The 11,867-nt window shown below is 64.7% G+C and carries 13 protein-coding genes; 4 read left to right on the plus strand and 9 right to left on the minus strand.

The window, feature by feature from the left end; genetic code table 11:
• Positions 1-6 precede the first annotated feature (6 nt).
• From CAP37_RS17935 to CAP37_RS17945, 3 genes are all read right to left on the minus strand, one after another.
• A complete protein-coding gene (locus CAP37_RS17935) occupies positions 7-903 on the minus strand; it encodes an alpha/beta fold hydrolase (protein WP_086125616.1) in 897 nt (298 codons plus the stop codon).
• A 55-nt stretch (positions 904-958) separates the two neighbouring features.
• Positions 959-1,555, minus strand: a complete 597-nt coding sequence (locus tag CAP37_RS17940; RefSeq protein ID WP_086125617.1) for a glutathione S-transferase family protein — start codon at positions 1,553-1,555, stop codon at positions 959-961.
• A gap of 90 nt (positions 1,556-1,645) precedes the next feature.
• Positions 1,646-2,587, minus strand: a complete 942-nt coding sequence (locus CAP37_RS17945) for a GlxA family transcriptional regulator (protein WP_086125618.1) — start codon at positions 2,585-2,587, stop codon at positions 1,646-1,648.
• 294 nt (positions 2,588-2,881) lie between these two features.
• Between CAP37_RS17945 and CAP37_RS17950 the strand changes: the two genes are divergently transcribed.
• Complete coding sequence (locus CAP37_RS17950; protein ID WP_086127068.1) at positions 2,882-3,367, plus strand: hypothetical protein; 486 nt, start codon at positions 2,882-2,884, stop codon at positions 3,365-3,367.
• Positions 3,364-3,855 carry a hypothetical protein gene (locus tag CAP37_RS21595; protein WP_143435978.1) on the plus strand — a complete coding sequence of 164 codons (492 nt, stop codon included), beginning with the start codon at positions 3,364-3,366 and terminating at the stop codon, positions 3,853-3,855. Before CAP37_RS17950 ends, CAP37_RS21595 begins: the two co-directional genes overlap by 4 nt.
• Before the next feature lie 62 nt (positions 3,856-3,917).
• Here CAP37_RS21595 and CAP37_RS17955 read toward each other — a convergent pair whose 3' ends face one another.
• Positions 3,918-5,081: a twin-arginine translocation pathway signal protein gene (locus CAP37_RS17955; RefSeq protein WP_086125619.1), complete on the minus strand. Its 1,164-nt coding sequence runs from the start codon at positions 5,079-5,081 to the stop codon at positions 3,918-3,920.
• Positions 5,082-5,111: 30 nt separating this feature from the next.
• Positions 5,112-6,158 carry an NAD-dependent epimerase/dehydratase family protein gene (locus CAP37_RS17960; RefSeq protein ID WP_086125620.1) on the minus strand — a complete coding sequence of 349 codons (1,047 nt, stop codon included), beginning with the start codon at positions 6,156-6,158 and terminating at the stop codon, positions 5,112-5,114.
• Positions 6,159-6,261: 103 nt separating this feature from the next.
• Here CAP37_RS17960 and CAP37_RS17965 point away from each other — a divergent pair, with 103 nt between their 5' ends.
• Together CAP37_RS17965 and CAP37_RS17970 are read left to right on the plus strand one after the other, a co-directional pair.
• Positions 6,262-7,152, plus strand: a complete 891-nt coding sequence (locus CAP37_RS17965) for a LysR family transcriptional regulator (RefSeq protein WP_086127071.1) — start codon at positions 6,262-6,264, stop codon at positions 7,150-7,152.
• A gap of 30 nt (positions 7,153-7,182) precedes the next feature.
• Positions 7,183-7,854: a glutathione S-transferase family protein gene (locus CAP37_RS17970; protein WP_086125621.1), complete on the plus strand. Its 672-nt coding sequence runs from the start codon at positions 7,183-7,185 to the stop codon at positions 7,852-7,854.
• On the opposite strand, the gene CAP37_RS17975 is transcribed toward CAP37_RS17970, so the two are convergent.
• The 4 genes from CAP37_RS17975 to CAP37_RS17990 all read right to left on the minus strand — a co-directional run bounded on the left by CAP37_RS17975 (position 7,851) and on the right by CAP37_RS17990 (position 11,829).
• Positions 7,851-10,112 carry a xanthine dehydrogenase family protein molybdopterin-binding subunit gene (locus CAP37_RS17975; protein ID WP_086125622.1) on the minus strand — a complete coding sequence of 754 codons (2,262 nt, stop codon included), beginning with the start codon at positions 10,110-10,112 and terminating at the stop codon, positions 7,851-7,853. The genes CAP37_RS17970 and CAP37_RS17975 overlap by 4 nt on opposite strands.
• Positions 10,113-10,123: 11 nt before the next feature.
• On the minus strand, positions 10,124-10,585 hold the full coding sequence (locus tag CAP37_RS17980; RefSeq protein WP_086125623.1) for a (2Fe-2S)-binding protein: 462 nt from the start codon (positions 10,583-10,585) through the stop codon (positions 10,124-10,126).
• 98 nt (positions 10,586-10,683) lie between these two features.
• Entirely contained in the window at positions 10,684-11,256 is a 573-nt protein-coding gene (locus CAP37_RS17985) for a TetR/AcrR family transcriptional regulator (RefSeq protein ID WP_086125624.1), read from the minus strand.
• A gap of 114 nt (positions 11,257-11,370) precedes the next feature.
• A complete protein-coding gene (locus tag CAP37_RS17990) occupies positions 11,371-11,829 on the minus strand; it encodes a GNAT family N-acetyltransferase (protein ID WP_086125625.1) in 459 nt (152 codons plus the stop codon).
• Positions 11,830-11,867: the final 38 nt, after the last annotated feature.

Genomic DNA, 11,867 nt, shown 5'->3' on the forward strand with positions numbered 1-11,867 from the left:
TAGCGATCATGTGGTTTGCGCCGGCCAATTTCGGGCATGGAGATCACGCCCGCACCATTCGCCACCATTTGTGTGCAGGACGATTTCCTCGACCATCTGCAGCCAGTCGCTTGGATGAAGTTCATGCCCACCGCCTTCAATCGCCGTCAGTCGCGAGCCTGCCACGGTGTCTGCGATCCTGCGGCCGTGCTCGATGGGATAGATCGGGTCATGTGTGCCGTGCAGGACGAGCAGAGGCGCGCGCAGCTTAGAGAGATGCCCGTGCCAGTTCCCACGGCTTTCCACGGTGAAGTGGTTGGTCGCGCTGGCGAAGCGCCGGGCCCTCGCCACGTCGCGCTCGACCAGGGCGCGGGCGGCTGCCGGGTCATGGGAATGTGCGGTGCCCGCAATCATCCGCATGTCCTTGACGACATGCTCGATCACCTGGGCATCCTGGGTCCAGTCGACCTGTTCAGCATCGGCGCAGTGAGCCAGGTACGCGGGCGACATGTCTGGCAGGCCTGCGGTGTCAGCGCCCACGGGTGTGGTGCTGATCAGAGTCAGCGTGGCCACCCGTTCCGGGCGGCTAAACGCGGCGATCTGAGCGACCATGCCGCCAAGCGACATGCCGATGAGGTGGGCGCGCGCGACGCCGTGACCATCCAGGACTGCGATCGCGTCGTCGGCCATGTCCTCCATGGCGTAAGGCGCCTCACCCGGTTCGAACGTCGTTGAAAGGCCGGTGTCGCGGTGGTCGAAACGGATCACGAAGCGGCCTGACGAGGCCAGCATGCGGCAGAACGCATCCGGCCACCACAGCATGGAGGCCATCACCCCCATGACGAGCAGCAAGGGTGGGGAGGCGGGATCGCCAAAGGTTTCCGTGGCAATGTCCACGTTTCCATTACGTACGATTTTTTTCATTGCGTGCTCCTGGTTGCCGCAAAGGTGCAGCAGGGTCGCTGTTCCTGGACGAGGGTCAGGCGGCGAACAGCGGGGTTTCTTTTTCGATCGCCAGAACCGCCTGGACCGCGGTCCTGCTTTCGACTCTTCTTGCGAGCGCGGTCAGGCCCGTCGGGACTTCGATGCCGTGCGTGGCGGCCCAGCGCAGCATGCCGTAGGCGAACGCATCCACCGCGCTGAACTCCGCGCCCAGCATGTGCTCCCCCTGCTGCTGAAGGCCCAGCCAGCCGAAGCGCTGCACCAGCGACGTCCGCAGCTCCGCCCGTTCGCCTTCGTCCGCGGCGAAGAACAGGCGGACAAAGGGCTTGTGAACCTCGGTGGACAGAAAGGCAAGCAATTGCAGTTGCCGCGTCCGGCCCGCTTCATCCGCCGGCGACAGCCCCGCACGTGACGCAATCCAGTCGAGCAGGGCAACGTTCTCGGTGAGAAGGCGTCCATCTGGAAACACCAGCGCGGGCACATAGCCATTGGGATTGACCTGCGCGTAGGGCTGGCCGTCCTCCATGGTTCCGGTAAAGATGTCGACGTGGTGGGCGACATGCGCCAAGGCGGTCTCGTGGAGCAGGATGTGCGCCGCCTGGCTGCTGCTTGTGGGGAAATAGTAGAAGTCCATGTGCATCTCCTTGGTTTGCGGCCTCGATGCTGAAGCTCAAGGCGCAGCCGCGGTAGAGGTATTCGGACCAAATTCGGGGCAAACGTGCCACTACGGCACCAGACCCCGGACGCGCGTGCGCTGGCGGTACTGGGCGGGCGTCACGCCCGCCAGGCGCTTGAAAAGCTTCCTGAAAAAGGTTGGGTCTTCATAGCCGACTGCCACCGCAATGTCCTCGATGGACGCGCCTTCGGTTTCGAGCATCTGCTTGGCTTCTTCAATCCGCAGGGTCTGCACATACCCGACCGGTGTGTAGCCGGTAGCCACCTTGAAGCGCCGCTTGAGACTGCGCTCCGACAGGCCCGATTGTTGGACCATCGCCAGAACTGGGTTGGGCCTTGCATGGTTGTCTACCAGCCAGGCCTGTACGCGGGCAACGACCGCATCGCTGTGTTGGCGGGGCCGTGCCATCGAAGCGAACGGCAACTGCCCGAAACCCCTGTCGCCCAGCAGAAACAGTCGCGCAATGCGCGCCGCCTCTTGGGCGCCGCAGAAGCGGCCGATCAGGTAAAGCGCCAGGTCCTGCCAGGCCGAGGCGCCGCCGGTGGTGATGAGCCGGCCCGCGTGGCCACTGTCACACAGGATCCGTTCAGGCCGGAAACGCACCGCCGGGTAACGATCTCTGAACAGTTCGGCCATGGTCCAGTGCGACGCGGCGTCGTGTCCGTCCAGCAGGCCTGCCTCGGCCAGCAGCACGGCACCGCTGCAGGTCGAACATACCAGCGCGCCGTCGCGGAGGTGACGGCGTACCCAGGCGATCTCTTCCTGCCAACGGCCCTCCGGTGCTTCGTCTGGCAACAGATGGATATCGCACACGATGACGATGTCCGCAAGTGCTCCCGTGAGGTTCTGCTGCGGTGTCACGCACAAGCCGGTGCTGGCCGTGAACGGGCGCGCGTCGCGGGCCACCAGGGTCACCTCCAGCGCGCCTGTTGCAGGGCCTGCCCCGGCACCGGCGGCGCCCAGCACCTCATGCAGCCCGAAGGCCGCCATGGTCCCGCTCTCGGGCAGAGACAGGATGGATATACGTGTGGTTGGTGGGGCTTCCATCGACGGCTTCCTTGATTCCCGTAGGCACATACGAAGCACCGAGAGGGGCGTCTGCATTGTCCGCTGCAAAGCCTTGTGATCGATGTTGCGCCCGACGCATTCAGGTTCGACGCGTGAGCAGTTCAGGGCAGCGCGAGTATTACGCGTCAGGTAATTGACGGGGCTGAGCAGATCCCAACAATTCAGTTCATATATCTGCGCTGAATCCACATGACCCCTGACCAGAAACAGACACCCATGATTCTTGCCTTGTCGCTGCTTGCGCTGCTCCTGGTCGCCGTAACCATGGGCTTGTCTTTCGCACACGCGCTGGAGTTTCCTGGAAAGCTTCGACTTGACGAGAAGACCTACCGGGCAGTTCAAGCAATCTACTACCCGGGCTTCACGATCGGAGGGTTGATCGGTGAGTTCGGTTCCATGCTGGTGCTTTCCGCATTGCTGTTCTTGCTTTCTCCTGGGACTCCACGCTTCTGGTGGGTGGCCGGGACCTTAGGCCTCATGGTCGGAGTTCATGCCATTTACTGGGTTGTCACCCATCCCGTCAATTCTCACTGGCTAAAAGGAACAGATCTTGACGGAGTGAGCAGCATGTTTTTCGGATGGTTTGCCTCCCCAGATGCAACCTGGACGCACATGCGCAACGTTTGGGAGTGGTCTCATGTTGCGAGGGCCATCGTCAGCTTTCTGGGTTTCCTTTCGATGACGCTAAGCATTGCTCGTTGAACGCATACCGGCGCATTGACGCGCAAGGATCGCGGCTCATCACAGGGCACATTGCTGCAGCTCTGCAGCCTCGAAGAAGTTTGGCGAATCCCAATGCAACGACGTTCTACCAGGCACTGCAAAAATGCGCTGCACCGGCAATCTCAGGCATGGTTCTTGGCAGCCTCATTGCATCTCTGCTGTTGGACATCTTCATGCTTCCACACAGTTTGCCCCGAGATGCCGCAGGCACGCTCACACGTACTCTCGTGTTCTTCTATTCTTCACTTCTTGTTGCCGTTCCAATAACGCTTCTCTACGGCTGGACGATCTATTCGTTCTGCCTGTACAAAGGTTGGAATCTTCTCTTGCCAACGATAGCGCTCCCGCTGCTACCCGCACTACTTGTCTATCCGTACGCTGAGACGGTTGGCGGAATAGTTTTGCTTTACGGACTTTGCATCGCCCTGGTTGGACATATCGCTCAAAAACGTACGAACAAATGTTGAACTGCAGAGGCTGCGTCCGAGTTTTCGATCGGTTCTTCTGATCTGGGTTAGCAGGCCCTGGTTCAAGTCTTGACAATGTGCGAAGCCAACCCCCGCCGAGGTGAAGGTTCGATCACCGGCGCGTACCCCAGCCGCGCCCACATCTGCACCGTGAAACGCGGCGCAGGCGCATCGACGAGTTGATGGATCTCGGTGTAGGGCACCACCTGCTCCGGGTACTCCTGCAACGCCTGCGACAAGGGGTGCATCGACAGGCCGGCCGCCGTGGCCGCCAGTTGCGCACGCGCATAGGCGCGGCCCGAGTTGATCTGCGTGATCCGGTCGTTGCCTTCCGTCACCAGCCAGAAGAACGCGGGCGTGGTGTCGATCTTCACGTTGAACTCGTCGAGCTGGCTGGTGGTGGCGAAGTCGTCGGGCGCGGGGGCGACGCTGCGGTCGAACAGGCCCACCGCGTCGAGCGCGCGCACCATCGGGTCGTTGAGTGAAATGCCGTCGCGGTGCTGGGCGATTTCCTTCGGACCCACGCGCAGCACCTTGAACGACTCCATCACTGTGCGCGGCGTCACGAGCTCGATGCGCCAGGCTTCCTTCGCAATGCGCCGGTGCCGTTGCAGTGCCTCGGCCTGCGTGCTGCCGACAAAGCCCACGCGCACCGGGTGCGGCTGCACGCTGGCGGTGATGGCCTGCAGCGCCGCCGCCTCGGGCTCCCGCGCTTCATAGGCTTCGCGGTTGGTGCGGCGGCGCAGTATCTGCGCGAACAATGGGTCGGGCTTTACTGAGGCGTCAGCCACCAGGCGGATGCGCGCCGTGGGCCGTGCGTCCACCTTGGTCGGCGAGAACACCCCTTGCGGGAACAGCGCGATCTCCGCTCGCAACCCCTTCTGCTTCGCCGCCAGATCCAGCAGCTCCAGAAACGTGCCCTGGCTCATCATCATCTGCCGCGAGAACGGATCCGTCTCCGGCAGCAGCCGCTTCTGGTCGATGAACAGCGTGATCTCGTCGGGCACACTCAGGTCCACCAGCCACGACTGCAGGTTGTGCGAGTGGGGCGCGAGGATGGCGTGCGAAAGGATCCAGCGGCGCGCATCGGACTGCCCCTCTCCGGGTGCTTGCCAGGCGGCAATGGCTTCGGGTGGCATGGCGCTGCTGCAGCCAGCCAGTGTGGTGGCAGTGGCGGCGGCGACCACGCCACCACCGGCCAGGCGAATGAAAAGACGGCGTTGCATGTCGGGCTCCTTGAACGTTGAATGGTTGGGTCAGGCCTGCGCGACCATGGGCTCGGGTTGAGCCGACACGGCGGGCAACAGCTCGAGGTGTTGAAGCGTGCGGGCCAGGGCCAGCGGCCATGGCGTGTGCGGCTCATGACCGATGAAACCCAGCAGCCGGCGGTTGTCCAGTTGGTGCGGCTGCATCCAGAGGTAGCGCAGTGCGGCCAGTGCGCCCCAGCTCGGCACCAGCGGGCCCACCAGGCGCAGCAATGGCCAGGGCAGGCCCGCCACGCGCAGGTCCTGCTCCTCGCGCAGCCAGCCCTGCTGCCGGGCCACACGCTGCAGCTCGCGCACCCAGTCGTGCCCGGCCAGTGTGTGGCCACTGAAATGCAGAGACTCGAACGGCGCCATGTCGGCGCGCACGCGCGCCAGCTCCACGAAGGTCTGGGCCAGGTCGGGCAGGTAGGCCCAGGGCGTGGCCACGTCCAGCGGACCGGGAAACACCAGCTTGCCACGGCGAATGTCTTTCAGCATCGCCAGGTCCAGCCAGGTGCCTTGCCCTTGCCCGTAAAAGTTGCCGGCGCGCACGATCACCGCGCGCAGTTCGCCGCGCTGCGTGGCCTGTTCCAGCTGTTCTTCCATACCGCTGCGGATGCGGCCCATGGCCATGCTCGGCCGATAAGGTGCGCCTTCCATCAACGCCGCTGGCATCGATTGGCCGAAGTTGTAGACGTTGCCCGGCAGCATGAGCGTGGCACCCAACGCCTTGGCCACCGCCATACCCGACTGCAGCAGCGGCCAGTTTTCCCGCTCCCAGGCCTGGCGCGTGTACTGGCGCGGGTTGAGCGCATGCACCACCACCGAAGCGCCCCCGGCTTCTGCGATCAAGGCCTGCACGCCGGCTGGCCTGTCCACCGCGTGGGCCAGCCACTGCACGCCGCTCACCTTCGGCGTGCTGGCGCCCGGGCGAACTTGAGCGAACACGCGCCAGCCATTGCGCGCAAAGGCCTGAACTGCTGCAAGACCAAATCGACCGCGACCGCCGAGCACGAGCACCGTGCCAGGTGAATTCGAGGAAGTGAGATGGGACGTCATGGAAGAACTCCTTGGCGCACCGAACGCCGGTGCCATGGACTGCATTGTGGAAACAGCCGCGCTCATACACAATTGCTTCAGATCAAACAACAGCTATTCAGGAATGCATACCGGCGATTTCAACTGGACACTGATCCGCTCCTTCCTCGCCGCGCTGGACCGGGGCAGCCTCATGGGCGCGGCGCGTGCGCTTTCCACCAGCCAGCCCACGGTAGGCCGCCATATCGGCGAACTCGAAACGCAGCTCGGCGTGGTCCTGTTCGAACGCACCGGTCGTGGCCTGCTGCCCACGCCGCACGCGCAGCGCCTGGCCGATGCCGCGCGCGCCATGTCGGCCGCCGCCGATCAATTGGCGCGCCAGGCCACCGGTGCGCAGGCGCTGGCGCGTGGCACGGTGCGCATTAGCGCCAGCCAGCCGGTGACCTGCATGCTGCTGCCACCGCTGCTGCGCCAGATGCGCGAGCTGCATCCAGACATCCAGATCGAACTGGTGTCCAGCAACGCGGTGAGCAACCTGCTGCAACGCGAGGCCGACATCGCCCTGCGCATGGTGCGGCCCGACCAGAGTTCGCTGGTGGCCAAACGCGTCGGGCAAGTGGCCATTGGCACCTTTGCTCACCGCGACTACCTGCGCCGGCGCGGCACGCCCCGCGCGCCGGCCGACCTGCTCACGCACGACGTGATCGGCAACGACCGGAACACCGACATCTTGCGCGGATTCGCCGGCATGGGCATGCCGATGCAGCGCGAGGATTTCGCCGTGCGCACCGACGACCTCAACGCCTACCAGGCCGCCGTGAGCGCCGGGATGGGCGTGGGTTTTCTGGCGCGCTACGCGGCGCGGCAGAATCCGGATCTGGTGCCGCTGCTGCCCATGCTCGACATTCCCGCCCTCCCCATGTGGCTCGCGGTGCACCGCGAGATTCGAAGCAACCCGCGGATCCGCCGCGTGTGGGACTTTCTTTCACAGACCCTGCCGCCCGCGCTGGCCTGATCGCCATCCTTCCTCTAAAGAAAGACACCGATGCTCACCGTTCACCACCTCAACAACTCGCGCTCGCAGCGCGTGCTCTGGATGCTCGAAGAACTCGGCGTGCCCTACCAGATCGAGCGCTACGAACGCAACCCCAAGACCATGCTGGCGCCACCCGCGCTGCAGAAGGTGCACCCGCTGGGCAAGTCGCCGGTGGTCACCGACGGCAAGGCCACACTGGCCGAGTCGGGCGCCATCCTCGAGTACCTGGTGGAAACGTACGGCGAAGGCAAGTTCTCACCCGAGCGGGGAACGCCTTCGTTTCTGCGCTACCGCTACTGGCTGCACTACGCCGAAGGCTCGCTGGCCACCCCGCTGCTGCTACAGCTGGTGTTCGACCAGATCGAGCGCAAGGCCCCCTTCATCGTGCGGCCGGTGGCCAAGGCGATCTCCACGCAGGTCAAGGGCATGTTGGTCACGCCCAACCTCAAGCGCCACTTCGACTACCTCGAAGGCGAGCTCACCGAGCACGGCCCTTGGTTTGCCGGACGCTCATTCAGCGCCGCCGACGTGCAGATGAGTTTTGGCATTGAAGCCGCCGACGCGCGCGGCCTGCTCAAGAACCGGCCAAAGCTGGCCGACTGGCTGCGCCGCATTCACGAGCGGCCCGCCTACCAGCGTGCGCTGGCGCAGGGCGGGCCGTACGACCTGTCGTCGTTCTAGACTTTGAACGGCAGCTCGCGCAGCGGCTTACCGGTCAGTTGCGCAATGGCATTGGCGAACGCAGGCGCCAGCGGCGGGAGACCCGGCTCGCCCACGCCAGTGGGGGCATCCGCGCTGGGCACGATATGCACGGCGATGGCCGGCATGTCGGTGATGCGCGGCACCGCGAAATCGCCAAAGTTGCTCTGCTCGACCACACCGTCCTTCAAGGTGATGGCCGCACCTGGAATGCACATGGACAGGCCCATCAGCGCCCCTCCCTGGATCTGCGCTTCCACGCTCTTCGGGTTCACCGCCAGGTTGCAGTGCACGCCGGCCGTGACCTGGTGCAGCCTGGGTGCACCGTCGACGACCGAGGCCTCGACCACATAAGCCACCACCGAGTCGAACGACTCGTGCACCGCCACGCCCCAGGCGCGACCAGCGCTCAGGGTCTTCTTGCCATAGCCGCTCTTGTCCACCGCCAGTTGCAGGGCCGCGCGGTGGCGCACGGCCTTGGCGTCCATCAGTTTCATGCGGTAGGCCACCGGGTCCTGTTTTGTGGCTCGTGCGATGTCGTCGATGAGTGTTTCCATGACGTAGCCGGTGTGCGTGGAGCCCACGCTGCGCCACCACAGCACCGGCACGTTGTGCTTCGGGTGGTGCGCCGAAAGCCGCATCGGCAGCGTGTACGGCTTGCCCATGCCCTCGACCATGGTTTCGTCAACGCCGTTCTTCACCATCATGGGTTCGAAGAACGTGCCCGCCATGATGGACTGGCCGACGATGACGTGGTCCCAGGCGAGCACCTTGCCCTGCGCATCGAAACCGATCTCGGCGCGGTGCACGTGCATGGGCCGGTAGTAGCCGCCGCGCACGTCGTCCTCGCGGCTCCACACGGTGCGCACCGGCGCGCTGATGCCAGCGGCCTGCGTGGCTTTGGCGATGGTGCAGGCCTCCACCACGAAGTCGCTGGTGAGCAGGCCGCGCCGGCCGAAGCCGCCGCCCGCCATCTGCACGTTCATCGTCACCTGCTCGGGCTTGATGCCCAGCGTGCGCGCGGCGGCTGCCGTGTCCAGCCCGGGCATCTGGGTGCCGGTCCACACCGTGGCTTTCGCGGCGGCGCCGCTGCCACTGAGCTGCACGGTGCAGTTCAGTGGCTCCATGGGCGCGTGCGCGAGGTAAGGAAACACGAACTCGGCGCTGATTTTCTGTGGCGCGCTGGCCAGCGGCGCCATGTCGGCGTCGTGCTTGATGTTGCCGGTCTTCGCGGCCAGTTCGCGGTAGCTCGCGAGCTGCTTCGCGCTGTCCACCTTCTCGCGGCCGGTGTCGTTCCACTGCACCTTCAGCGCGTCGCGGCCCTGCTTCGCAGCCCAGTAGCCTTCGCCCACCACCGCCACGCCTTCGCCACCGTCGTGCAAAGGCACGCGCAGCACGGCCTTCACGCCCGGCACGGCGCGCGCGGCGGCGTCATCGACCGATGCCACCTTGCTGCCGAACACCGGTGGGTGCTGCAGCACGGCGGTGAGCATGCCGGGCAGGCGCACGTCCATGCCGAAGCTCTGCTGGCCGCTGGCCTTGGCCTTGGCGTCCAGCCGCGTCGTGGGCTGGCCGATGATCCTGAAGCGCGACGGGTCCTTGAGCGTGACCTGTGCCGGCACGGGTTGCTGCATGGCGGCGTCGGCCAGTGCGCCGTAGGTGAGCTTCTTGCCACCGGGGCCGATCACCACGCCGCGCTCTGTGGCCAGCGAACTGGCGGGCACGCCCCACTGCTTCGCGGCCGCCGCCAACAACATGGCCCGCGTGCGTGCACCGAGTTCGCGGTACTGGGTGTACGAGTGCTTCACGGCCGTGGAGCCGCCGGTGATCTGCATGCCGAAGGCGGGGTCGTTGTAGGCCGGGTCGGCGTTGCCGTGCACGGCCTGCACGCGGCTCCAGTCGGCGTCCAGCTCTTCGGCCAGCACCATGGCCAGGCCGGTGTGCGTGCCCTGGCCGAATTCCAGGCGGTTGATGGTGACGGTGACCGTGCCGTCGCGCGCGATCTTCACAAAGGCGGCGGGTTGCTGGTCGGGCTTGAGGCCCGTGGCCGCTTGCGCTGCGCCTTGCTGAGCGTTCGCCATCAAGGGATACGCGCCCAGCGCGAAACCCGAGGCGGTGGCGATCTTCAGGAAGCTGCGGCGCGCGATGCCTTCGAGCGCTTCGGCGTCGCCCAGGCGGTGCGCCAGCGCGGGTGGCAGGTGGGCGCGAATCTGATCAGCGGTGTGGTGTTGGAGGTGCATGACAGTTCCTTTCAGGCCAGCGAGCGGGCCGCATCCTTGATGGCAACGCGCACACGCGCATAGGTACCGCAGCGGCAGATGTTGCCGGCCATGGCGGTGTCGATGTCGGCGTCGGTCGGATTCCTGTTGGCCTTGAGCAGCGCGGTGGCGCTCATGATCTGGCCGCTCTGGCAGTAACCGCACTGCGCCACGTCGGCCTTGACCCAGGCCTGGTGCACCGCCTTGCCCACGCGGTCGGTTTCAAGCGCTTCGATGGTGGTGATCTTCTGCCCCACCACCGCCGAGATCGGCGTGACGCAGGAGCGCGTGGCCGTGCCGTTGACGTGCACGGTGCAGGCACCGCAGAGCGCGGCGCCGCAGCCAAACTTGGTGCCGGTCATGCCCAGCGTGTCGCGCAGGGCCCAGAGGATGGGGGTAGAAGCGTCGGCGTCGACTCGCACGTCTTTGCCATTGATGTTGAGCGTGGTGGGCATCGTGGTTTTCTCCTGAGGGGTGTGAGGAAATCGGGGGGGTTATGAATGAATGTTCATTCGCTTTTAATGGGTGATTCAGGGATGGATGAACATGGCTTTCAGGCCTTGATGCCGTCCCAGCACATCGAGAATGCCTGCGCCAGCGCGGCTTCGGTATCGGGCAGGTCGCCGCTGCGCATCAGGCTGGCGGTGTCGCGAACGGAGCCAAAAAAATGCGCCGCCAGCATCATCGTCGGCACGTTCTTTACGATTTGCTGTTCCCGCGCTTCATCAAAAAAGCGCAGGCATCCGGCCGCGAACCGCGCCGAGAACTGGCGCGATGCCTCGCTGAACCAGGGTGAGTTGTAGTACTGGTCCATGAACACAGCCTCCGGGCCATGCGCCAGCCGGTGCCTCAGCAGCCGTGTCCAGTTCATCTGAAAGCGGGAGCGAAACGGGGTGCTGGGGTCGATGTCGACATCGATCAGCCCCACCAGTGCCCCCTTGACCTGCTCATACAGCACGTTGAGCAGTTCTTCCTTGGAGCGGTGGTACACATACAGCGTGCCGGTCGCCAGGCCAGCCTCGCGCGCAATGCCCGCCATGGTCAACCCGCTCAGGCCCACGCGCTCCACCAGCGCCAGGGTGGCGCGGGCAATGGCCTGCTGTTTGTCGTCGTCCTTGGGTTTCATGGCGACGCGATCTTAAGCGAATGAATATTCAGCCGTCAATCAAGAAATGTAAAAAATGTAGGAGCGCAATGGCAGGGCAAAACACCCGCGAGGCGGCGCTGGTGAAGCACGCGGTCAAGCTCCCACAGTCTTGCTGTAGGCATAGAAGATGTTGTCGCGGACCCACCCGAGCGATTCGTATGCGGCTTGCGCGGGCTTGTTGGTCTTGGCCGTGGTGAGGTCCAGTCTCGCCTTTCCCGTTTCCGCCGCAAGCTTCTCGGCCGCCCGCAGCAGCACCGTGCCAGCACCTGACCGGCGCGCTGCGGGGACAACGAACAAGTCGTAGAGCGTGTAGGTCGGCTTTGCTTCAACCGAGCAAAAGGTGGGGTAGAGCTGGCAGAAGCCCACGATGTGCCGCGCTCCGTTGAAGGCCAGGAGAACAACGGACTCGCTGTTTTTGAGACGCTCGCCGATGAACGCCCTGGCCATTGCAAGGTCGGGCGCTTGCTCATAGAACTGCCGATAGGCATCGAAAAGCGGAGCGATGCTGTCCAAGTCGGCAATCGTTGCGATGCGGGTTTGAATGGTGTTCATTTGCTCAGATATTCGAAGCTAAAGGCCAAGCGACTACG

The organism is Hydrogenophaga sp. IBVHS1, from assembly GCF_002127265.1.
Classification (GTDB): domain Bacteria; phylum Pseudomonadota; class Gammaproteobacteria; order Burkholderiales; family Burkholderiaceae_C; genus Hydrogenophaga.